Origin of the sequence: Frigoribacterium sp. VKM Ac-1396, from assembly GCF_015350895.1 — a bacterium.
Classification (GTDB): domain Bacteria; phylum Actinomycetota; class Actinomycetes; order Actinomycetales; family Microbacteriaceae; genus Frigoribacterium.
This window is the reverse complement of sequence record NZ_JADKSD010000001.1, coordinates 727399-748499: the sequence shown is the minus strand read 5'-3', so window position 1 is coordinate 748499 and position 21101 is coordinate 727399. Positions and strand designations below refer to the sequence as shown.

The window sequence follows — 21101 nt, the reverse complement described above, 5'->3', positions numbered from 1 at the left end:
GGCCGCGAGCCGGGGAGGCGCGGGTGGCGCGGACGACGGACGGCCCGGCTCCCGAGGGAGGCGGGCCGTCGCGCGTGGCGGCGCCGAGGGTCGGAAGCCGGCCGAGTGTCGGAAGCCGGCCGAGGGTCAGAAGCTGGTCTGGGCCGGCAGGTCGGTCTGCAACAGGATGCCGTCCTGGATGGCGCGCTTCCGGAGCGCGACCTTGGTGCCCACGTCGTAGCCGGCCACCCGGTACTTCTCGCGGATGCGCTTGAGGTAGCTCTTGGCCGTCTCTTCGCTGATGCCGAGCTGGTAGGCGACGGCCTTGACCGGCTCGCCACCGCCGTAGAGCGCCATGACGCGGCGTTCTTGAGCGCTGAGCTTGGGCACGCCGCCGATCTCGGCCGCGTTGAGGGCCAGGTCGAGCTCGGCCGAGATGTACGACTCGCCCTTGGCAGCCGAGCGGATGGCCTCGACGATCATCTCGGCGTCCTCGCTCTTGACGAGGTAGCCGAGGGCGCCGGCGGCGAGGGCCTCGCGGACGACGTTGGGCTCGGAGTAGGTGCTCATCAGGACGGTCTTGACGCCGGTCGTCTTGAGCGTGTTGATCTTGAGCGAGATCGGGATGCTGTCCTTCAGGTCGAGGTCGAGCAGGACGACGTCGACGGGGAACTCGGGGTGCGTGAGCAGCTCGGGCCAGGACGCGACGGCGGCGACCATCGAGATGTCGCTCGCGGCACCGCGGATCCACTCGCTCAGGGCTCCCAGCAGCATCTTGTGGTCGTCTACGAGGGCGAGGCGGATGCGGTCGTCGTGGTCTGACACGTCGGGACCTTCTTTCAGGACGGTGTGGTGAACATGCTACGGGCGGGGGTGGTGATCGGGGGAGACCACGCGGGGGCTGGGCGGCTCAGGTCTCGGCGGGGTTGTCGACGATGCAGGCGACCGAGATCTTGACGCTCGACTCGTGGGTCGACACGGTGTACTCGCCGGCCCGCTCGAGGGCGTTCCAGGTGGCGGGCGTGACGCGGTTGCGGCGTATGCCCGTCGTCGAGACGACGACCGGCACGCAGACGCTCCGCCCGGCGAACGACTGCGACGCGGCCGTCACGGGGCCGAGGGTCAGCTGGATGGTGGTGCCCGGGGCACGGCTCTTCGAGTCGCCGAGCAACAGCCAGACGCCCTGCAGCAGCCCGTCGCGCTGCGGCGGCGCGAGCAGGCCGGCCAGCGACGAGGGGTCGACCAACGTGACCGAGCGGCCGAGGTACTCGGACTCCGTGACGGCGTGGTGCAGCCAGGTCTCCCGTCGACCCTCGATGAGGTGCAGCCGCAGCTCGGTGGCGAGCGAGGCCGCCTGCGAGGCGACCTTCGGCGACAACGGGAGGGGGACGTCGCCGTTGGCGACCCCGTCGAGCAGCTTCTCGGCGGCGAGGTCGAGCCGGGCCAGTTCGTCGCTCGCGAGCATGCCCACGGCGAAGCGGGGCTGCGAGACGTTGCTCTGGACGAGCACCCGGTCGAGCTCGACCTGCACCATGCGTCGGAACCGGTGGACGGCGAAGGTGGCGATGGCGCTCGGCAGGACGGCCAGGGCTACGACGGCGATCTGTTGCGGCCCGGAGTCGCTCGTGACGGGCGTCGAGGCCGCGACCATCACGACGAGTGCCACGAAGAGCAGGGCCGTGGCGGTGACGACCTCGCGCACCGGCCTCAGGGTGACGATCGGCAGCAGGCCGAAGCCGACCGCGACGCTCGACGTGGCGTAGGCGCCGACGTCGTGCAGGGGCCAGATCGCGACGAAGTCGAGCGCGACGACGACGGCCAGGACCACGCCGATGACGGCGAAGACCCCGGTCGTCAGCCTCTCGCCGCGGACGGTCACGAGCACGGCTGTGCCGATGAAGGTGGCGACGTAGAGCAGCCACGAGACGAGCGCGGGCGTGACGTCCGGGTAGGCGGAGAGGTGGCTGAGGAAGAACGCCAGGCCGTAGACCGCCTGGAGGGCCGCGACGACGGCGGCGCCGAGGCCGAGGTAGCCCGTGCCGAGGGTGGCGCCGGCGGCCCGTGCCTGGCGCAGCGACCGGGCACCGGTCGAGCTGATCGGCAGTCCGCGGGCCGCGCGTCGGCCGCGGACGATGCCGAAGGTGTTCTCGTCGACGCTCATCGGGGTGCCTCCAGGACGACGGTCGTGCCCGAGCCGGGCGACGAGAAGAGTCGGGCGCTGCCGCCCACCTCGTGCAGCCGGCCGACGACGGATTCTTTGAAGCCCAGGCGTTCTTCGCTGATGCCCGCCAGGTCGAAGCCGACCCCGGCGTCGGTGACCATGGCCCGGACCATCGAGTCGTCGTGGATGATCGTGACGTGCGCCTCGGTGACCCCCGCGTGACGCCGGACGTTCTCGAGGCACTCGGCGAGGGCGAGCAGGAAGGCGTCGAGCACGTGGGTCGGCAGCAGGACCTGGCCGGTGCCGTGCCAGCTGACCTCGAGGCCCATGCGGCCGAAGCGCTGCTTGACCGACTCGAGGGTCTGCCCGAGGGGCGATTCTTCGACCGTCTCGAGGCTGTAGTCGCCCGACGCCTGCGGTTGGGGCGTGCCGCCGAGGCGCAGGTGACGCAGCAGGCGGGCGTCTTCGGCGGCCTGGTCCTGCAGGGCCTGGGGCGTCACGCCGAAGCCGGAGTGCGCGAGCAGCGTGAGGGTCGCCAGCACGGTGTCGTGCAGCAGTCGGGCGCCCTGTCGGCGCTGCGCCTCGGTCTCGCTGGCCTGACGTTCGGCCCGGTGGGCGTTGCCGATGCTGTAGATGCGACGTGCCGCGAGGGGCACCGCGCGGCCGAGCCAGAGGCCCGTCACGAAGCAGGACACCCAGCCGAGCAGCACGGCCGCCACCGGGAAGGTGAAGAGCGAACCCGTCGCGAGCGCGACGAGCGTGAGCTCGACGACGAAGGCGACGACCGCCGTCGCCAGGCGGGGACGGCTCGACGAGAGCATCAGGCTGAAGGCGGCCGTCGCACCGCCGGCCAGCGGGATGATCGCCGTGGCGAGGGGGCCGTCGTCGGGGCCGCCTGCCGGCAGCAGGGCGACCACGGTCGCGGCGATGCCCGCCGCGAGCCCGACCGGCACCCAGATGCGGGCCCGCGGGCCGGTCACGAACAGCAACGAGACGATGAGCAGGGCGGCGAGCGGGGCGATGGCCGCCAGGTGCAGGGGGTCGGTCACGCCGGGGATCGCGAGGGCCACGATCGAGACCGCCGCGCAGGCGACGCCCAGGGTACGGGTCGTGCTGCTGAGCAGACGATCGCGTTCTTGGGCGAAGATGTCCATGGTTCGTGCGTGGCTTCCGACGGGTTCGTCGCTGCTGCCGGGCGGCTGGCGACCACTCATGTTTTCACACCCAGGGCCTTCTCAGGGGGTCGTGCGGGGCCCGAATCACGGATTGGTCCGGTAACGATCCGGCACCGGTCGCGAACTGTACCCCGGGGTGTCCGCCGAAGTGGGGTCAGTCGAGCAGGCGCCGCAGGTGAGCGCCCACGGCGGCGGTCTCGATGAGGAATCCGTCGTGACCGTAGGGGCTCTCGACGACCGCCACCTCGGCGCCGTCGAGGCCGTGGGCGAGGTGCCGCGCGACGACGCGTTGGTCGGACACGGGGAACAGCCGGTCGCTGTCGACGCCGAGCACCAGCGTGCGGGCCGTGACCCGGTTCAGGGCGGCGGCGACCCCGCCCCGGTCGCGTCCGACGTCGTGCGAGTTCATCGCTCCGAGCAGGGTGGCGTAGCTGCCGGCGTCGAAGCGTCGCGTGAACTTGTTGCCGTGGAAGTCGAGGTAGCTCTCGACCTGGAACCGCCCGGGCCCGCCGAGGGGCGAGATCTCGCTCTGCCAGCTGCGTCCGAAGCGCGCGTTGAGCTCGTCGGGCGAGCGGTAGTTCAGCAGGGCCATGCGTCGGGCGAGGGCGAGACCCCGGTAGGGCCCGTCGACCGCGTCGTAGTAGTCGCCGCCGTCGTAGGCGGAGTCCATGCGGATGGCCTCGTGCTGGACGGTGTTCAGGGCGATCTGGTCGGCGCTGACGACGGGGGGTGCGGCGAGCACGGCCAGCCGCTCGACGCGCGACGGGTGCGTGACGGCCCACTCGAGGGCGTGCATGCCGCCCATCGACCCGCCGACGACCGCGGCCCAGCGGTCGATGCCGAGCCGGTCGGCGAGGGCGGCCTGGGCGGCGACCTGGTCGCGGATCGTCAGGTGCGGGAACCTCGAGCCCCACTCGACGGCGTCCGGGGCGAACGACGAGGGCCCGGTGCTGCCCTGGCAGCCGCCGAGCACGTTCGGTGCCACGACGAACCACCGGTCGGTGTCGATCGCGAGCCCCGGGCCGACGACGCCGTTCCACCAACCGGCCGTCGGGTGCCCGGGTCCGGCCTCGCCGACGACGTGGCTGTCGCCGGTGAGGGCGTGCGACACGAGGACGGCGTTGCCGCCGTCGGCGGCGAGCTCGCCCCAGGTCTCGAAGGCCAGCCGGGGTCGGGGCAGCGTGACGCCGCTCTCGAGCACCAGGTCGCCGAGCGTCTCGAACCGGCGTCCCCCCGGGTCGTCACCGTCGCGCCAGGCTCCGGTGACCGGCGGGCGACCCAGCACGGCCAAGCGCGTGCGTTCGCTGATGACGCTCGACGGGACGGTGTCCTCGGGTGTGCTCTGCCAGTCCATGTGGTGTCCATCCTGGAGGACGCGAGGAGGCGCGGTGCGTTTGTTACGCGCACCGCGCCTCCTCGGGGTGGTCGCCTCCCAGCGACGGCCTAGCTGCTGCGCAGGGCCTCGCGGGTGACCGCGCGGGCCGCGGCGAACCCTGCGTCGAGGTCGGCCTTCAGGTCGTCGACGTTCTCGAGTCCGACCGAGAGCCGCACGAGCCCCGGGGTGACCCCGGTGGTCAGCTGCTGCTCGGGGGTGAGCTGCGAGTGCGTCGTCGAGGCGGGATGGATCACGAGGCTGCGCACGTCGCCGATGTTCGCCAGGTGGCTGAACAGCCGCAGGGCGTCGACGAGGGCCCGGCCGGCGTCGACGCCGCCCTTGAGCTCGAACGACAGGACGGCTCCGACGCCGCGCGGCGCGTACTTGTTGGCCGCCGCGTACCAGGGGCTCGTCGGCAGGCCGGCGTAGTAGACCGCGGCGACGTCGTCGCGGGCGTCGAGCCACTCGGCCACCTCTTGGGCGTTCTGCACGTGCCGTTCGATGCGCAGGCTGAGCGTCTCGATGCCCTGGATCAGCGAGAACGCCGTGTCGGGGCTGTTCGAGGCGCCGAGGTCGCGCAGCAGCTGCACCCGTGCCTTGACGACGTAGGCGAGCTCGTCGCCGACCGCCTGCGTGTAGATCGCCCCGTGGTACGACGGGTCGGGCCGGGTCAACCCGGGGAAGCGGTCCGCGTTCGCCGACCACGGGAACGTGCCGCCGTCGACGATGAAGCCGCCGATGACCGTGCCGTGCCCGCCGAGGAACTTCGTCGCCGAGTGCACGACGACGTCGGCCCCGTGCTCGAGCGGCCTGATCAGGTACGGCGTCGCGATCGTGTTGTCGACGATCAGGGGCACGCCCTCGTCGTGCGCCACCCCCGACACCTTCTCGAGGTCGAGGATGTTGATCTTGGGGTTGCCGATCGTCTCGGCGAAGAACAGCTTGGTGTTCGGGCGGACGGCGCGGCGCCACTCGTCGGCGTCGTCCTGGTTCTCGACGAAGGTCGTCTCGATGCCGAGCTTCGCGAGCGTGTACTTGAAGAGGTTGTACGTGCCGCCGTAGATGGACGACGACGACACGATGTGGTCACCGGCCTCGGCGATGTTGAGCACGGCGAACGTCGACGCGGCCTGCCCCGACGACACCAACAGGGCACCCGTCCCGCCCTCGAGCGCGGCGATGCGCTTCTCCACGACGTCGTGGGTGGGGTTCATGATGCGCGAGTAGATGTTGCCGTTCTCGGCCAGGGCGAAGAGGTCCTGCGCGTGCTGGGCGTCGCGGAAGACGTACGAGGTCGTCTTGTAGATCGGCGTCGCCCGGGCGTGCGTCGTGGGGTCGGGCCGGGCCCCGGCGTGGATCTGCTGGGTCTCGAACTTCCAGGCGGGCTGGGCGTCGGTCATGGTCTGCTCCTGCGGTCGGTGTCCGGGCCGGGGTCCGGGGTCTGGTCCCGGGTCCGGGGTCTGGGGTCTGGGGTCTGGGTCCGGCTCGGGGTGACAGCCACGGTACGGTCCGCCCGCCCGGCCGTCCACGATGCCGGACACGTGACGTAACCGGGCCGCTAGCGTGGGCGGGTCGCGTCCGCACGGACGACGACGACGACGGACGAGGCAGCAGGAGGCGCACATGGTGGGACGGGTCGTGGTGACGGGGGCCAGCTCGGGCATCGGAGCGGCGACGGTGCGGCTGTTCCGCTCGCGCGGCTGGGACGTGCTGGCGGTCGCCCGACGCGAGGAGCGCCTCCGTGCGCTCGCCGACGAGACGGGCGCGACCTGGTTCCGGGCCGACCTCACGAGCGACGACGACGTGGCCGCCCTGCGGGCCCACGTCGAGGGCACCGGTCCGCTGCACGCGCTCGTCAACAACGCCGGCGGCGCGTTCGGCCTCGACAGCGTCGAGCACGGCTCGATCGACGACTGGCAGCGCATGTTCGACGTCAACGTGCTCGGCACGAAGCGCGCGATCACCGCGCTGCTGCCGTCGCTGCGTCGGGGAGCCGAGGAGGCGCGGGGCGCCGACGTCGTCACGGTCACCTCGATCGCCGGTCACGTCGCGTACGAGAACGGCGGCGGCTACAACGCCTCGAAGTTCGCCGAGCACGCCCTCGTGGCCGTGCTGCGGCTCGAATTGGCCGGCGAACCGATCCGCGTGATCGAGATCGCCCCGGGCATGGTGCACACCGAGGAGTTCTCGCTCGTGCGCTTCGACGGCGACCGGGACCGCGCCGACGCCGTCTACCGCGACGTCGAGGCACCCTTGACGGCCGACGACGTCGCCGAGTCGATCGTGCACTCGGTCGAGCTGCCGGCCCACGTCAACCTCGACCTGGTGACCATCAAGCCGGTGGCCCAGGCGGCGACGTACAAGGTCGCGAAGGGCGAGCTGCGCGTCCGGAAGGACTGACCGGGCCGGGCCTGGCCGGGCCGGGCGGTAGGGGGCGTCAGGGGCGTCCGGGCCGCGGGTGCGCCTCGCGCAGGGCGGCCAGGTCGCCCTCGACGAGGTCGCGCAACCGCTCGGCGCGACCGTCGTCGTAGTCGTCGGCGGGCCGGGCGGCCCAGCCCAGCCGGTCGACGACGGTCTGCCCGACGTCGTCCCACGCGCGGGCCCGGGCGTCCGCCACGACCCCGCCGACGAAGTCGTCGTCGTCCCGTCGGGCCGCGAGCTCTCGGGCCACGCCCTTCGAGGCGGCCTCACGCAGCTTGAGCGCCTCGGCGTCCTCGGGTCGGTAGTCGAACTGGTGTCGCGACTGACCGTACGACCGGCCGGTCATCCGGCGCAGCTTGCGAACCCGCACGGCGGCGGCCGTCTGCTCGGCCGCCAGGCGGTCGATCTCGTCCCGCGTGACCCGGGTGGCGACGCCGTCGTCGAAGGGCAGGTGCTCTTGCAGCGCACGCCGGATGATCTGGTTGGTGACGGCGACGACGAGCGCCGAGCGGACGATCAGCACGCCCTCGTCGACCGCACGCTCGAGCGCCGTGCGTTCGGCTCGGCGCCGTGTTCCCGATCCGTGGGGCACTCGTCGACGTCCTCTCGTGCTGGGGTCAGGCTCCGACACTACCGGCGTGGGCACGGGCCCCGACCGGGCGAGGGGGCCGGGTGTGGGGCGGACGCGCGACACCGCCACGGGTCACCGGCGGGTGGTTCCTGCCCGGGGCGACCGGGCTCGTGACCGGGCGGACGCGGCCGACCGACCGGCGCCTCCTGCCGTCCGGGGGTCGCCGGGCCGCCGAACCGCGCGGGACGGCGGGCCTCACCCCGGGGGGTGCGTGACGGCGAGGGTGCCCACCCGGGCGTCACCCGGACGGGTCCCCCCTCGAAAGGGGGACCCCCGTTCGCCTCGTCTTCCCAGGACGTCCCGCGTAGCGTTGGACGCGTCAGGTCGCCCCGTACCCGAATCCGGGGCGCGCCTCTGCCGCGGTCGCCCGAATCGACCACCGGCCGACGCCGCCGAGCCACCCACTCGGCCCCGTCACCCGAACGCACCCTCCGACGAGGGTCGCCACCCGAACGCGCCGTCCGCGGCGTGACCGGCGACCGTCGACGAACCCCGAGGAACCCCCGTGACCCTCTGCGTCCGCTTGCCCGAGCCCGCCGTCCGCCCGTCCGCCAGCCACCCCACCCGGGGAGGCGTCGCGTGAACCGCCCCGCCCCCCGCATCAGCGTCGTCGTCTGCGCCGACGAGACCACGCCCTTCGACGGGCTGTTGGCCTCGCTCGACTCCGTCCTGCGTGACGGGGGAGTGCACGAGGTGCTCGTGGTCGTCGACCGGGCACCGCGGCTGCGCGACGACCTGCGCCACCGGTACGACGACCTCGTGGTCGTCGACAACACCCGGACGCCCGGCCTCGCCGGCAGCCGCGACACCGGCATCGAGTCGTCCCGTGGCGACGTCGTCGCGTTCCTCGCCGCGGACGCCTCGGTCCACGCGGGCTGGGCGCACGCGCTCGCGGCCCCCTTCGACGAGGTCGACGTCATCGCCGTCGTCGGGCGCACCGAGCCGACCTGGCCCGGGACGGCCGCGACGAGCCTGCCCGACGCCCTGCTCTGGGCCGTGGACTGCACGCCCCGCGCGCGTCCCGACGGGCTGCTCGGCCTCGAGGACGTCTCGGGTCCGAGCGTCGCGTTCCGCCGGTGGGACCTCTTGCAGGTCGGTGGTCTTGCCAGCGGCGCCGACGTCGCGGACGCGACCCCCCACGGCGCCGAGTTCGTCGAGCTCTGCCTGCGCCTCGCCGCGGACGAGCCGGAGGCGCGGGCCGTCTCGACCTCGTCGGCCCGCGTCTCGCGCACGGTCACCCCGGGCGAGACCCGGTGGCGGTCCGTCGCCGGTGCCGCGTTCGACCGCGGCGTCGCCCAGACCGCCCTTCGACGCTCGCTCGGTCGCGACGCCGACGCGGGCACCGTCCGCGGGGTCACGCCCGGTCGGCTGGCCGCGGCCGCGTGGCGGTCGCTGGTCGGCCGTCGCCCGGCAGTGTCGCTCTTGGCCGTCGCCGCGCTGGGCCTGGTGGCCGGTCGCGTCTCGGGCCTGCTGCGCGGAGCCCGCATCGGCGTGCCGGTCGACCACCTCGAGCCGCTGCGATCGGCGACGGTCCGCCACTGACGGCCGTCGCCGGGCGCCCGTCGCCGGGGTGGACGACGCACCTCGGCCGTCCTCGTGCGACTCCCGCCGACCGACCCGGCCCGCTCACGGGCGGCGTCCGTAGCGTGGGCGTCATGGACCCGACCACGCAGGGGGCCGAGCCCGAGCCGGTCACCGCCACCGCCCCTCCGTTGCTCCGCCCCGCTTTCATCCGGCAGCACTGGGGCGGCCTGGCCTTCGCGCACTGGCGGGTCGAACCCGAGCGGGTCGCGCCGTTGCTGCCGCCAGGCACCCGGCCCGACGTGTTCGACGGTTCGACCTGGGTGGGGTTGATCCCGTTCGAGCTGACCGGCAGCGCGTTCGGTCCGCTGCCGGCCGTGCCGTGGGCCGGCGACTTCCTCGAGACCAACGTGCGGCTGTACTCGGTCGACGCCCTCGGGAGGCGCGGCGTCGTGTTCCGCACCCTCGAGGCCCAGCGGCTCGTCTCGGTGCTCGCGGCCAACGTCGGCCTCGGCCTGCCGTACCGGTGGGCGTCGATGGAGCGCTCGCGGGCCGACGGCGTCGTCACCTACCGCAGCACCCGGCTCGGGCCCGGGGCGAACCCGTCGTCGCTGTTGGCCGTCCGTCCCACCGACGAGGTGGTCGCGGGCGACCCGCTCGCGGAGTTCCTCACCGCCCGCTGGGGCATGCACGTCGCCCGCGGCGGACGCACCCGCTACTGGCCGAACCGGCACGAGACGTGGTCGCTCCGTCGTGCCGAACTGGTCGACCTCGACGACGAGCTGGTGGCCGACGGCGGCCTGCCGGGCGTCACCGACCGCGAACCCGACTCGCTGCTCTGGTCCGACGGCGTCGACACCGTCTTCGCGCCGCCCGGGGGTGCCTGGGTCCCCGCGTGACGCGCGGAGGCCTGCGCGCGTTACGGTTGTCGGCATGGTCACCCCACCCGACGACAGCCAGGCCGCCCCCGCACGACCAGAGGTCGAGGCTCCCGAGAGGGAGGTGCTGGGCTGGCTCGAGTTCGGTGAGGCCGCCCGCCACCTGGCCTCCGACGTCGTGCAGGCCGGCTTCGTGCCCGACGTGATCGTGGCCGTGGCCCGGGGTGGGCTCGTGCTCGCGGGGGCCGTCTCGTACGCGCTCGACACCAAGATGTGCGGCTCGATCAACGTCGAGTTCTACACCGGGGTCGACGAGCGGCTGCCCGAGCCGGTGCTGCTGCCGCCGACGCTCGACGCCCCGTCGCTCGAGGGCAAGAAGGTGCTCGTCGTCGACGACGTCTCCGACTCCGGGCGCACGCTCGTGCTCGTGCGCGACCTGCTCGCCGAGGTCGCCGCCGAGGTGCGCACCGTGTGCCTCTACAGCAAGCCCCGCACCGTGCTCGAGCCCGACTTCGTCTGGAAGCGCACCGACCAGTGGATCACCTTCCCGTGGAGCGCGCTGCCGCCCGTGACGCGCGAGGTCGGTTCGGGGGCGGGCGCGTGAGCATCCACCTCGTGGGCGGCGGATGGTCGCCCGACGACACCGAGCTGTACGACCTCTTCGTGGCCGAGGCCGCCGTCCGAGGCGCCGCCGTCGGTCGCAACGTGCCGCGCATCGCCGTGCTGATCGTCGTCGCCGACGACTCGCCCTCCGCCGAGTTCCGTGACGGGTACCCCGCCATGCTCGCCGCCGGCGGACGCTGCGAGGCGCTCACCACCATCGTCACCGCGGGCGACGAGTTCGACACCCGCGTGCTCAGCGACGTCGACGGCCTGCTGGTCGCGGGCGGACTCACCCCCGCCTACCTCGACGCCGTCGCCCCGCTGATCGACCAGGTGCGCCTGCTCGTCGCCGACGGGCTGCCCTACCTGGGCTTCTCGGCCGGGGCCATGATCGCGGCCGACCGCGCCCTGCTCGGCGGTTGGCTGATCGGCGACGTCCCGGTCTGCCCGGAGGACGCCGCCGAAGACCTCGACGAGGTCACCCTCGCCGACGGCCTCGGGCTCGTCGACCTCGCCATCGACGTGCACGCCGCCCAGTGGGGCACCCTGACCCGCCTGATCGCCGCCACCGAGGCCGGGCTCGTCCGCGGCGGCGTCGCGATCGACGAGAACACCGCGCTCGTGGTCGGCGAGGGCGCCCTCGCCGTGCTCGGCACCGGCAGCGTCTGGCGGGTCGAACCGCAGCTCGACGACGACGGCGAGATCGTCGGCGTCTCGGTCGGCACGCTCGGGGTCGAGTGACCGACGTGAGCGGTGCCGACCAGGGCTGCGAACCCGGTCACGAGCCGGTCGGCGAGCCGGGCGGCGAGCCGGGCCGCGACGAGGGGCAAGGCCACCGTCGACCGCTCTCGGAGCAGATCGACCCGTCGTGGGCGGCCGCCCTCGAACCCGTCGCCGACCGCATCGCCGACATGGGCGAGTACCTCCGCGGCGAGGTGCGCGCCGGGCGCGGCTACCTGCCCGCCGGCGAGAACGTGCTGCGGGCCTTCCGTCAGCCGCTCGACGAGGTGCGCGTGCTGATCGTCGGCCAAGACCCGTACCCGACGCCGGGCCACCCGATCGGGCTGTCGTTCGCGGTCGACCCGCACGTCCGTCCCGTTCCGCGCAGCCTGGCGAACATCTACCGCGAGTTGCACGACGACCTCGGCGTGCCCGTGGTCGAACACGGCGACCTGACCTCGTGGTCGCGCCACGGCGTGCTGCTGCTCAACCGCGTCCTCACCGTGCGCCCGGGCGAGACGGCGTCGCACCGCGGCAAGGGCTGGGAGCCCGTCACGCAGCGCGCGATCGAGGTGCTCGCCGCCCGGGGCGGACCGCTCGTGGCGATCCTCTGGGGGCGCGACGCGTCGGCGCTGAAGCCGCTGCTCGGCGACGTCCCGTCGATCGAGTCGCCGCATCCGAGCCCCCTGTCGGCGTCGCGGGGGTTCTTCGGCTCGCGGCCGTTCAGCCGGGCGAACGAGCTGCTCGTCGCCCAGGGCGGCGAGCCCGTCGACTGGGCGTTGCCGCCCGCGTCCTGACCCGGGCCGCACCCGGCGTGGCAGAGTGGGCCCGTGCTCGAAGAGGAATACCAGCCCCGACGGCGCCTTCCGCGAGCCCTGCGGCCGCCGGCTCCGGTCGAACCCGGCTTCTCGTACGAGATCCGGCCCGCGACGTCCGCCGACCTGCCCTACGTGCGTGAGATCTACAACCACTACGTCGCCAACTCGTCGGTGACCTTCGACGAGGACGCGATGACCCTCGCCGAGTGGCGCCGCAAGTTCGCCTTCGTGACGAAGCTCGGCATGCCCTTCCTCGTGGCGGTCAACCCGTCCGGTGAGGCCCTCGGCTACGCGGTCGCGACCCCGTGGGGTGGCAAGGCCGCCTACCGCTACACCGTCGAGAGCTCGATCTACCTGCGGGCCGCGTCGACCGGCAAGGGGCTCGGCCGGGCACTGCTCGAGGCCCTCGTCGAGGCGTGCCGCGACGCCGGCATCCGCGAGATGATCGCCGTCATCGCCGACAAGAACGCCGAGGCGTCGATCGGCCTGCACGCCCGTCTCGGCTTCACCGAGGTCGGACGCATGGGGCGGGTCGGCTTCAAGTTCGGCCGCTGGCTGGGCACGGTCACGATGCAGAAGTCGCTCAAGAAGCGACGCAAGGGCTGAGGCTCAGGGGGTCGGTCCGACGATCTCGCGCAGCACGCGCTCGGTCGCGGCGACGGTGGCCGGTTCGCCGCGCCAGAGCATGCGGACGATCAACCCGTCGACCGCCAGGGCCGCGACGTCGACCCGGTCCGGCGGCACACCCGCCCGCGACAGCACGTGCTCGAGCGACGAGTACCAGAGCTCGGCGTCCTCGCGCAGCGACTCGTCGCGCATCGCGGTGAAGAGCAGTTCGTACTGCGCCCGCGCCGCCCCCCGCTCGGTGACGGCGTAGCGGACGAGGGTCTCGGCGAGGTCACGCAAGGAGGCGCGCTCGAGTCGGTCGAACGACCGCGCCCAGTCGGTGGTCGCGTGCCGCAGCGCCGCACGGAGCAGGTCGTCGCGACCGGCGAAGTAGTACGTGGCCGCCGAGACCGGGACGCCGGCGGCCCGGGCGACCGCCCGGTGCGTCACGGCCGAGGGGCCGCCCGCCTCGAGGACGGTCAGGACGCCGTCGAGCAGCGCGCGCCTCCTCATCTCGCCCTTGGGGGTGAGCGCCGGGGAGCCGGGCGCCGAATCGCCGGGGGTCGGGCCGCCGGGGGCCGGGCCGTCGCCCGACGTCTGGTCACGCACCGGGTCAGGCCGCGGCCTCGTGGCGCCCGCCGAGCTCGAGCATCGTCACGCCGCCGATGACGAGGACGATGCCGCCGAGCTGGACGAGCGTCAGGGGCTCCTTGAAGAAGATCCAGCTGATCAGGGCGACGAGAACGACGCCGATGCCGGCCCAGATCGCGTAGGCGATGCCGAGCGGCACGCCCTTGCTGAGCGACTGCGAGAGCATCGCGAACGCGAAGACGTAACCCACCACGACCGCGGCGTACTGCCACCACTTGGCGTCGGGGCCGCTGGTGACCTTGAGGAAGCTCGTGGCGAAGACCTCGCCGACGATGGCGAGTGCGAGGAAGAGGTAACCCATGACGGAGTCCTGTCGAGACGCGCGACGGTCCCGGCGGCGACCTGCGGCCGGGGGAGCACGAATGGAACAAACGTACCAGAAAACGGGACGGGCGTCCCGGCCCGCGGCCTAGGCTCGACGGGTGTTCGAACTCCACCACCTGAGCGCCCACGAGCAGTGGGACTGGCTGCGTCGGGGCGAGGTCTCGCCCCGCGAACTGACCGCCCACTACCTCGAGCGCATCGCACGGCTCGACGGCGACCTCGGCGCCTTCGTCACCGTGACCGGCGAGGCCGCGCTCGAGCGGGCCGACGCCCTCGCCGCGGCCGGCCCGTCGGTCGCCGCACTTTGGGGGCTGCCCCTGGCCGACAAGGACCTCAGCGACCGCGCGGGCGTGCCGACCTGGTCGGGGTCGCGCCTCAGCAGGGGCCGCGTGCCGACGACGTCGTCCGAGATCACCGAGGCCCTCGACCAGGCCGGGAGTGTCAGCCTGGGCAAGACGGCGACCCCCGAGTTCGGGCTGACCGCCTACACCGAGACGCTCGTCGGCCCTCCCACCCGGAACCCCTGGTCGCCCGAGACCGGTGCCGGCGGATCGAGCGGAGGGGCCGCGGCAGCCGTCGCCGCGGGCCTGCTGCCGTTCGCCCCCGGCTCGGACGGCGGGGGCAGCATCCGCATCCCGGCCGCCGCCACGGGGCTGGTCGGCCTCAAGCCCTCGCGGGGCCGGGTGCCGGCCCAGTCAGGTCTCACGAGCCTCGCGGGGCTGCCGGTCGGCGGGGCCCTGGCCCGGTCGGTCGCCGACGCCGCCCTGCTGCTCGACGCGATGGTGTCGCCCGACGGGCACGCACCGCGCCACCACCAGGCCCTCTGGGCCCCGCCGTCGCCCGACGGGGCCTACCTCGGCACCGCCGTCCGGGGCGAGGGGCGGTTCCAGGTCGCGGTGATGACGACCAGCCCCTGGGACGAGGCCTTCGACGTCCGGGTCGACCCGCGCCTCCTCGGCGTCCTCGGCGAGACCGCCGACCTGCTCGCGTCGATGGGCCACGGCGTCGACGAGACGAGCCTGCCGCCGTCGGACTACCCGGCGCTCTTCCGCACGATCTGGCAAGCGGGCGCCGCGGGCATCCCGGCCGAGACCGAGGCCGAGCTCGCGCTGCTCGAACCGATCACCCGGTGGCTGGTCGAGCGCGGACGCCGCGTGACGGCGCGCGAGCTGTCGGCGGCGCTCGTCGGGCTCGCGGCCTTCGAGCGCGGCGTGATCGAACGCTTTGCGCCGTTCGACGCCGTGCTGACGCCGACCCTGGCGATGCTGCCGCGCCCGATCGGCTGGTACGACGCCGAGGACGCCGAGCGCAACTTCGAGCAGCAGTGCCTCTACTCGCCGTTCACCTCGTTCGTCAACGTGGCCGGGCTGCCCGCGATCAGCCTGCCGGTGGGCGAGGTCGACGGCGTGCCCGCGGGCGTGCAGCTGATCGGTCGGCCGGGACGCGAGGACGTGCTGCTCGCGATCGGCGCACAACTCGAGCGGCGCCTGCGCTGGCAGCGCCGCCACCCACCGATGTGGTGAGCGGGGCGCCCGCCCCGACGTGAGAGCGGGCCTCAGTCGAGCGTGGGCACCGAGTCCACGAGCGTGCGCGTGTAGGCGTGCTGCGGCCGTCGCAGCACGTCGTCGGTCGCGCCCTGCTCGACGATGCGGCCGTCACGTAGCACGGCGACCCGGTCGGCGAGGTGCTGCACGAGACCGATGTCGTGCGACACGAGCAGCAGCGCGAGACCCCGTTCGTCGCGCAGCTCACGCAGCAGCTCGAGGATCTGCGCGCGCACGGTGACGTCGAGGGCGCTCATCGGCTCGTCGCCGATCAGCAGCCGGGGGCGGTGCACGAGGGCCCTGGCCAGGGCGATGCGCTGACGTTGCCCGCCGCTGAACTCGTGCGGCCAGGCCTCGGCGTCGCCGGGGGCCAGGCCGACCCGGTCGAGCATCTCGGCCACCAGGCGGGCGTGGTCGCCCTCGACGCCGAGGGCGCGCAACGGCTCGGCGATCGTGTCGCCGACGCGCATGCGCGGGTCGAGCGAGCTGTAGGGGTCCTGCAGCACGATGCCGGTCTGGCGACGCAGCCAGCGCAGGCGTGACGCGCGGTCGGGTGCGACCGGCCGCCCGTCGAAGGTCACCGTGCCGGACGTGGCCCGGTCGAGGGCGAGCAGCAGGCGCACGAGGGTCGACTTGCCCGACCCCGACTCGCCGATCAACGCGACGCTCTCGCCGGCCGCGACCTCGAGGTCGGCGTCGACCAGGGCGTGCCGGACGGGCCCCGGCTGGAACGGCGACCGCCGCGGCAGCGTGAAGGTGCGGGTGAGGCGGCGGGCCACGAGCAGAGGAGGCGCGGCGTCGGTGGTCCGGTCGCTCACGAGGCCCTCCAGGTCGTCGCCCGCGTCGCCTCGACGAGCCCGCGGGTGACCTCGTGCTCGGGGCGGTGCAGCAGCTGCTCGACCGGGCCGCTCTCGACGACGCGACCGTGCGAGAGGACGGCGGCGTGGTCGGTGATGCGCGAGAGCACGGCGAGGTCGTGGGTGACGAACAGCAGCGACGTGCCCCGTTCGTCGACCAGGCGCTGGAAGAGTGCGAGCACCTCGGCCTGGGTCGTGACGTCGAGGGCGGTCGTGGGCTCGTCGGCGAGCACGAGCCCCGGGCGGTTGATCAGGGCCATGGCGATGCCGACGCGTTGGCGCTGGCCGCCCGAGAGCTGGTGCGGATAGAGGTCGACGACGGACTCGGGGTCGGGCAGGCCGACCTCGGCGGCGGCGGCCACGGCCCGGGCGCGGGCGTCACGTCGACCGACCCGGGCGTGCAGCCGCAGGGGTTCGGCGATCTGCCGACCGACGGTGACGACCGGGTCGAGGGCCGTGCCGGGGTCCTGGAAGACCGTGCCGACGACGCGGCCGCGGAGGTCGGCGAGCTCGCGCTCGGGCGCGCCGAGCAGTTCGCGTCCGTCGAGTCGGATGCTGCCGCTCGCCCGTGCGCCGTCGGGCAGCAGGCCGAGCACGGCCAGGGTGGTGAGCGACTTGCCCGAACCCGACTCGCCGATCAGCCCGACCCTGGCCCCGTCGGGCACGTCGAGCGAGACGCCGTCGACGACGCGGCGGCCGCCGATGGTGACGGTGAGGTCGTCGATCACGAGGCTCACGAGACGACCTCCGGGGTGACGGGCCGCGGGTGGGCGGCAGGTGGCGTCGGGTCGGTCGGGCCGGACGGCCCGCCCGGTCCCGTCTCGGTGGCGCGCCCTCCCCGGCCCGACCGCAGCCGGGGGTCGGACGCGTCGCGCACCGCGTCGCCGAGCAGGTTGAGGGCGAGCACGGTCAGGGTGATGGCGAGACCCGGCCAGACCACCGAGCCCGGGTGGATGCCGATGAACTTCTGCAGGTCGCTGAGCAGACGGCCCCACGAGGCGGTGTCGGCCGGGGCGCCGTAGCCGAGGAACGACAGACCCGCCTCGGCGAGCACGCTCGTCGCCATCGACAGCGACAGCTGGACGACGAACACCGGGGCGACGTTCGGCAGCAGGTGCCGCCGCAGAACGGCCCCGGTGCCGAGGCCGTTCGCCCGGGCCGCGAGGACGTAGTCGGTCCGCGCCACCTGCCGGATCTCGGACCGGCTGACCCGGGCGATCGACACCCCGTAGCCGATGCCGACCGCGACGACGACGACCGTGAGCGACCCGCCGAACGCGGCGGCGAGGGCCATGGCGATCAACAGGGTCGGGAACGCCACGAGTACGTCGATCAGCACGGCGACGGACTCCCGCACCCAGCGCGCCGTCAACGAGCCGAGGGCGGCGAGGCCGACGCCGACGACCGTCGCGACGACCCCCGAGGCGACGGCGACGACGACGGTCGTGCCGGTGGCGGCGAACACGTAGCTGAAGATGTCGCGTCCCACCGAGTCGGTGCCGAACGGGTGCCCGGGCGACGGCGTCAGCCAGGCCGAGTAGGGGTCGGTGTCGAACGGGTCGAGTGGCGTCCAGAACCGGCTGACCACGGCCGACGCGACCACCAGGGTGAGCCACCCGAGGCCGAAGGCGCCCTGCGGTCGCCGCAGCAGGTCGCGGACGAACGCGCCGCGCCTCATCGCTCGCCCTCCCGGAGGCGCGGGTCGAGCCGGCGGTGCACCACGTCGATCACCAGGCCGATGGCCAGCACGAGGGTGGTCAGCGTCATCAGCTCACCCTGCACCTTCGTCAGGTCGCGGCGGCCGACGTCGGTGACGAGCATGCGGCCGAGGCCCGGCAGGGTGAAGAGCTGTTCGACGATGACGGCCGAGACGATCAGGCCCGCGACCTGCAGGCCGAGGATCGACACCACGCTGAGCACGACGTTCGGCAGTCCGTGCCGCACGAGGGCGCGCGAGCGGGTCATGCCGTTGGCGGCGGCGGTCCGCACGTAGTCCTGGTCGAGGGCGCCGAGCGCGGCCGAGCGCGTGAAGCGCAGCAGCACGGCCCCCTCGACGATGCCGATGGTCAGCGCCGGCAGGACGAGCGAGCGCAGGGCCCGCCCGGGGTCGGCCCAGCCGTCGGCCGGGAAGCCCTGCGTGGGCAGCAGCCGCAGCGTCACGGCGAAGACGCCGATCAGCAGCATGCCCGCCCACACGACGGGGACGGCCGCGAGCAGCTGGGCCCCCGTGCCGAGCACCACCCCGGAGGCGCGGCCCCGGCGGAGTGCGCTGGTCACCCCGAGCGGGATGCCGATCAGCAACCCGAAGACGAGCGAGAGCCCGGCGAGCGGCAGGGTGACGGCGAGCTTGTCGAGCACCTCGTCGACGACGGGGGTGCCGGTCACGAGCGACTCGCCGAGGTCGAGGCGCAGGAGGCCCCCCGCCCAGTCGAGGTACTGCACGACCACCGGTCGGTCGAGGCCGAGCTGCTGACGCAGGGCCGCGACCTGCTCGGGCGACCCGGTCGTGCCGGCGATCGCCTGGGCGACGTCGCCCGGCAGCAACCGCAGCGTCGCGAAGATGAGCACGCTCGCGACGGCCAGCCCCCCGACGAAGAGGAGCAGGCGGCCCGCGACGAAGCGGGTCACTCCGCCTTGGCCAGGTCAGCCAGGTCGAGGCGCGTCGTGGTCGAACTCGTCGGGAACCCGGTGACGCCGTCGTGGATCGCCGTCAGCGTCGTCGCCGTGTAGAGCCACTCGGCGGGAGCGTCCTCCGACACGATCTTCGCGGCCTCGGCGAGCTTCTCGTCGGCCACCGTGGGGTCGGTCGCGGCGATCGACTCGGCGTAGAGCTGCTGCACGGGAGCACTGTCGTAATTCCAGTAGTAGTCCGGGTTCGCCCAGTTCGAGAAGTCGTGGGTCTCGGCGTGGTTCACCATGCTGAGCTCGAAGTCCCCGTTCGAGTACACGTCGTCGAGCCAGGTGCTGAAGTCGACCTGCTGCACCGACAACGTGACGCCGACGGCCTTGAGCTGCGTCGTCAGCACGTCACCGATCGCGGTCGGGTAGACGTTGGGGTACTCGAGGGTCAGCGACAGGTCGCCGTCGTGGCCGGCCTCGGCAAGCAGGGCCTTCGCCTCGTCGGGGTCGTAGGCGTCGACGCTCGTGAGGTCTTGGTAGCCGGGGTCGAGCTCGGGGATCGGGCCGCCCTGGTCGACGGCGGACCCGCCGACGGCGGCGATCAGCGAGTCGTTGTCGATCGCGAGCCGCAGGGCCTTGCGGACCTTCGCGGCGGTGAACGGTGCGACGGCGTTGTTGAAGGCGAGGGTGTACTTGTCGGTCGTCTTGCCCTTCTCGACCGTGATGCCGTCGACGCCGTCGAGCTGGCTCGACAGGGTCGCGTCGACCGCGGTCTGCACGTCGACGTCGCCCGAGATCGAGGCGTTGATCGCGGCGGACGGGTCGGTCACGTACCGGAAGGTCACGCCGGCGACCTTCGCCGGGCTGCCCCAGTAGTCGGCGAAGCGACCGAGCTGCAGGTTGTCGCCCTGGCGCCAGCTGGTCAGCTCGAACGGGCCGGTGCCGTTGGCCGTGGTCGAGAGGTCGTTCGTCGCCGACTGCTGCAGCACGAGACCGGCCCTCCCCGTCAGGTCGAACAGCAGAGACGAGTCGGGCCGCGAGAGCGTCAGCACGACCGTGTCGGCCGAGGGGGCCGTGATCGTCGAGACGGCGGCGAGGTCGGCGTGGTTCGCGAGGGAGGCGTCGTCCTTCACCTGCGACAACGACCACACGACGTCGTCGGCCGTCAGGGCGGCCCCGTCGTGGAAGGTCACGCCGTCGTGCAACGTGAACGTGTAGGTGAGGCCGTCGTCGCTGATCGTGTGGCTCTCGGCCAGCACGTCTCGGATCTCGTTGTCCTGCGTGCGGCCGACGAGGCCCTGGTACACGTTGTCGATCAGCACCTGGTCGAGCGCGATGCCCGCCGTGCTGCGGATGTCGAGGTCGCTCGGCTCGAGCACGAGTCCGACCGTGACGGTGGCGTCAGCGTCGGGGGTGCCCGACCCGTCGGGGGACGAGGCGGACGAGCAGCCTGTCGCGAGAAGCAACAGCGCGGCGACGGCGGCGGAGAGGGGGAGGGTGCGCACCTGGTGGGGCCTTCCGGGGACGGCCGTGGCGGTTCGTCCACGGCGACGGGGGACCGGAGGCGCGGGAGAGCCCCTCGGTCGTTCGGCGGGGGAGCACCGGTCGCTGCTGAACCGGTCCACGCGATCCGCCACCGTGTTGCTGTCGGACACGGCACGGCCCCTCGTTCCGGGCGTCGCTGACGGACGCCGGACCCGTCAGAACTTACCATCACGGCAGCGAGGTCGCTGTCAATCGAGAGACCCGTGTGGCGGATGAGGCAAGCCTTACCTATATTGAAGGGGACATGCTCCTCGTAGACCAGAACCCGCCCCTGCCGCACGACGCCCTCCGCGTCCTCTTCGCCGCAGACGCCTCGTCGATCCCCGTGCTGCGAGAGATGCTCTCGGTCCTGCCGATCTGCGCCCGGGGCCAGGTGTTCGTCGAGGTCGACAGCGCCGACGACGTCGAGCCGCTCGCCTCGCCCGGTCGGGTCACGGTCACCTGGCTCGCCCGTGACCGCCGCTCGGGCGTGCCCGGCACCGGCACGGCGTGCGCCCCCGGCCAGGCGCTCGACCGCGCCGTTCGGGCCTGGCTCGGCGAGATGTACGTCGAGCCGGACTCGGTGGCCACCGGTGAGCACGTGGTCTGGATCGGCGGCCCTCCCGCCTTCGCCTACGACCTGCGGCACGACCTGCACGAGGCCTTCCACGTCGGCGCCCCCGCCGCCGTCTGA

At 73.3% G+C, this 21101-nt stretch carries 22 protein-coding genes; 9 read left to right on the top strand and 13 right to left on the bottom strand.

The window, feature by feature from the left end; genetic code table 11:
• Positions 1-126: 126 nt before the first annotated feature.
• The 5 genes from ITJ55_RS03520 to ITJ55_RS03500 all read right to left on the bottom strand — a co-directional run bounded on the left by ITJ55_RS03520 (position 127) and on the right by ITJ55_RS03500 (position 6090).
• Positions 127-804 carry a response regulator transcription factor gene (locus tag ITJ55_RS03520; protein WP_056257130.1) on the bottom strand — a complete coding sequence of 226 codons (678 nt, stop codon included), beginning with the start codon at positions 802-804 and terminating at the stop codon, positions 127-129.
• Positions 805-889: 85 nt separating this feature from the next.
• On the bottom strand, positions 890-2140 hold the full coding sequence (locus tag ITJ55_RS03515; protein ID WP_194594094.1) for a hypothetical protein: 1251 nt from the start codon (positions 2138-2140) through the stop codon (positions 890-892).
• Positions 2137-3294, bottom strand: a complete 1158-nt coding sequence (locus ITJ55_RS03510) for a sensor histidine kinase (protein WP_194594093.1) — start codon at positions 3292-3294, stop codon at positions 2137-2139. Before ITJ55_RS03510 ends, ITJ55_RS03515 begins: the two co-directional genes overlap by 4 nt.
• Before the next feature lie 175 nt (positions 3295-3469).
• Positions 3470-4669: a homoserine O-acetyltransferase gene (locus ITJ55_RS03505; RefSeq protein ID WP_194594092.1), complete on the bottom strand. Its 1200-nt coding sequence runs from the start codon at positions 4667-4669 to the stop codon at positions 3470-3472.
• Positions 4670-4758: 89 nt separating this feature from the next.
• Complete coding sequence (locus tag ITJ55_RS03500) at positions 4759-6090, bottom strand: bifunctional o-acetylhomoserine/o-acetylserine sulfhydrylase (protein ID WP_194594091.1); 1332 nt, start codon at positions 6088-6090, stop codon at positions 4759-4761.
• 223 nt (positions 6091-6313) lie between these two features.
• On the opposite strand from ITJ55_RS03500, the gene ITJ55_RS03495 reads away from it, so the two are divergent.
• Positions 6314-7090: an SDR family oxidoreductase gene (locus ITJ55_RS03495; protein WP_194594090.1), complete on the top strand. Its 777-nt coding sequence runs from the start codon at positions 6314-6316 to the stop codon at positions 7088-7090.
• Between the two features lie 37 nt (positions 7091-7127).
• Here the strand turns inward: ITJ55_RS03495 and ITJ55_RS03490 are convergent, their stop codons facing one another.
• The gene (locus ITJ55_RS03490; RefSeq protein ID WP_194594089.1) at positions 7128-7703 is read right to left on the bottom strand and encodes a hypothetical protein; all 576 of its coding nucleotides are present in this window, start codon (positions 7701-7703) and stop codon (positions 7128-7130) included.
• A 618-nt stretch (positions 7704-8321) separates the two neighbouring features.
• Here ITJ55_RS03490 and ITJ55_RS03485 point away from each other — a divergent pair.
• The 6 genes from ITJ55_RS03485 to ITJ55_RS03460 all read left to right on the top strand — a co-directional run bounded on the left by ITJ55_RS03485 (position 8322) and on the right by ITJ55_RS03460 (position 12888).
• Positions 8322-9284 carry a glycosyltransferase gene (locus tag ITJ55_RS03485; protein ID WP_194594088.1) on the top strand — a complete coding sequence of 321 codons (963 nt, stop codon included), beginning with the start codon at positions 8322-8324 and terminating at the stop codon, positions 9282-9284.
• Positions 9285-9397: 113 nt separating this feature from the next.
• Positions 9398-10162 (top strand): YqjF family protein, encoded by a 765-nt coding sequence (locus tag ITJ55_RS03480; protein WP_194594087.1) that lies wholly within the window; start codon positions 9398-9400, stop codon positions 10160-10162.
• Positions 10163-10196: 34 nt separating this feature from the next.
• Complete coding sequence (locus ITJ55_RS03475; protein ID WP_194594086.1) at positions 10197-10745, top strand: phosphoribosyltransferase; 549 nt, start codon at positions 10197-10199, stop codon at positions 10743-10745.
• A complete protein-coding gene (locus ITJ55_RS03470) occupies positions 10742-11485 on the top strand; it encodes a Type 1 glutamine amidotransferase-like domain-containing protein (RefSeq protein WP_370543998.1) in 744 nt (247 codons plus the stop codon). Before ITJ55_RS03475 ends, ITJ55_RS03470 begins: the two co-directional genes overlap by 4 nt.
• A 5-nt stretch (positions 11486-11490) precedes the next feature.
• Positions 11491-12261, top strand: a complete 771-nt coding sequence (locus tag ITJ55_RS03465; RefSeq protein WP_194594085.1) for a uracil-DNA glycosylase — start codon at positions 11491-11493, stop codon at positions 12259-12261.
• A gap of 33 nt (positions 12262-12294) precedes the next feature.
• Positions 12295-12888: a GNAT family N-acetyltransferase gene (locus ITJ55_RS03460; RefSeq protein ID WP_194594084.1), complete on the top strand. Its 594-nt coding sequence runs from the start codon at positions 12295-12297 to the stop codon at positions 12886-12888.
• Positions 12889-12891: 3 nt separating this feature from the next.
• Here the strand turns inward: ITJ55_RS03460 and ITJ55_RS03455 are convergent, their stop codons facing one another.
• Together ITJ55_RS03455 and ITJ55_RS03450 are read right to left on the bottom strand one after the other, a co-directional pair.
• Entirely contained in the window at positions 12892-13497 is a 606-nt protein-coding gene (locus ITJ55_RS03455; protein ID WP_194594083.1) for a TetR family transcriptional regulator, read from the bottom strand.
• Positions 13498-13501: 4 nt separating this feature from the next.
• Positions 13502-13840 carry a multidrug efflux SMR transporter gene (locus ITJ55_RS03450; protein WP_056257100.1) on the bottom strand — a complete coding sequence of 113 codons (339 nt, stop codon included), beginning with the start codon at positions 13838-13840 and terminating at the stop codon, positions 13502-13504.
• Between the two features lie 121 nt (positions 13841-13961).
• On the opposite strand from ITJ55_RS03450, the gene ITJ55_RS03445 reads away from it, so the two are divergent.
• Positions 13962-15386, top strand: a complete 1425-nt coding sequence (locus ITJ55_RS03445; RefSeq protein ID WP_194594082.1) for an amidase — start codon at positions 13962-13964, stop codon at positions 15384-15386.
• Positions 15387-15418: 32 nt separating this feature from the next.
• Here the strand turns inward: ITJ55_RS03445 and ITJ55_RS03440 are convergent, their stop codons facing one another.
• Genes ITJ55_RS03440 through ITJ55_RS03420 form a run of 5 tightly spaced genes read right to left on the bottom strand, consistent with a single transcriptional unit; the run spans position 15419 to position 20388 of the window.
• Complete coding sequence (locus tag ITJ55_RS03440) at positions 15419-16225, bottom strand: ABC transporter ATP-binding protein (protein ID WP_370543997.1); 807 nt, start codon at positions 16223-16225, stop codon at positions 15419-15421.
• Positions 16222-17001 carry an ABC transporter ATP-binding protein gene (locus tag ITJ55_RS03435; RefSeq protein ID WP_194594081.1) on the bottom strand — a complete coding sequence of 260 codons (780 nt, stop codon included), beginning with the start codon at positions 16999-17001 and terminating at the stop codon, positions 16222-16224. The genes ITJ55_RS03440 and ITJ55_RS03435 overlap by 4 nt, the downstream gene beginning before the upstream one ends.
• Complete coding sequence (locus ITJ55_RS03430; RefSeq protein ID WP_194594080.1) at positions 16998-17942, bottom strand: ABC transporter permease; 945 nt, start codon at positions 17940-17942, stop codon at positions 16998-17000. Before ITJ55_RS03430 ends, ITJ55_RS03435 begins: the two co-directional genes overlap by 4 nt.
• Entirely contained in the window at positions 17939-18892 is a 954-nt protein-coding gene (locus ITJ55_RS03425) for an ABC transporter permease (RefSeq protein ID WP_194594079.1), read from the bottom strand. Before ITJ55_RS03425 ends, ITJ55_RS03430 begins: the two co-directional genes overlap by 4 nt.
• The gene (locus tag ITJ55_RS03420; RefSeq protein ID WP_194594078.1) at positions 18889-20388 is read right to left on the bottom strand and encodes an ABC transporter substrate-binding protein; all 1500 of its coding nucleotides are present in this window, start codon (positions 20386-20388) and stop codon (positions 18889-18891) included. The genes ITJ55_RS03425 and ITJ55_RS03420 overlap by 4 nt, the downstream gene beginning before the upstream one ends.
• 284 nt (positions 20389-20672) lie before the next feature.
• Between ITJ55_RS03420 and ITJ55_RS03415 the strand changes: the two genes are divergently transcribed.
• Positions 20673-21101, top strand: coding sequence for an SIP domain-containing protein (locus ITJ55_RS03415; protein WP_194594077.1), 429 nt, complete (start codon positions 20673-20675; stop codon positions 21099-21101).

Bases quoted from the DNA above. Each gene is read 5' to 3' on its own strand.
- ITJ55_RS03515 (WP_194594094.1), bottom strand. From the start codon at position 2,140: ATGAGCGTCGACGAGAACACCTTCGGCATCGTCCGCGGCCGACGCGCG.
- ITJ55_RS03510 (WP_194594093.1), bottom strand. From the start codon at position 3,294: ATGGACATCTTCGCCCAAGAACGCGATCGTCTGCTCAGCAGCACGACC.
- ITJ55_RS03505 (WP_194594092.1), bottom strand. From the start codon at position 4,669: ATGGACTGGCAGAGCACACCCGAGGACACCGTCCCGTCGAGCGTCATC.
- ITJ55_RS03500 (WP_194594091.1), bottom strand. From the start codon at position 6,090: ATGACCGACGCCCAGCCCGCCTGGAAGTTCGAGACCCAGCAGATCCAC.
- ITJ55_RS03495 (WP_194594090.1), top strand. From the start codon at position 6,314: ATGGTGGGACGGGTCGTGGTGACGGGGGCCAGCTCGGGCATCGGAGCG.
- ITJ55_RS03480 (WP_194594087.1), top strand. From the start codon at position 9,398: ATGGACCCGACCACGCAGGGGGCCGAGCCCGAGCCGGTCACCGCCACC.
- ITJ55_RS03475 (WP_194594086.1), top strand. From the start codon at position 10,197: ATGGTCACCCCACCCGACGACAGCCAGGCCGCCCCCGCACGACCAGAG.
- ITJ55_RS03450 (WP_056257100.1), bottom strand. From the start codon at position 13,840: ATGGGTTACCTCTTCCTCGCACTCGCCATCGTCGGCGAGGTCTTCGCC.
- ITJ55_RS03430 (WP_194594080.1), bottom strand. From the start codon at position 17,942: ATGAGGCGCGGCGCGTTCGTCCGCGACCTGCTGCGGCGACCGCAGGGC.
- ITJ55_RS03415 (WP_194594077.1), top strand. From the start codon at position 20,673: ATGCTCCTCGTAGACCAGAACCCGCCCCTGCCGCACGACGCCCTCCGC.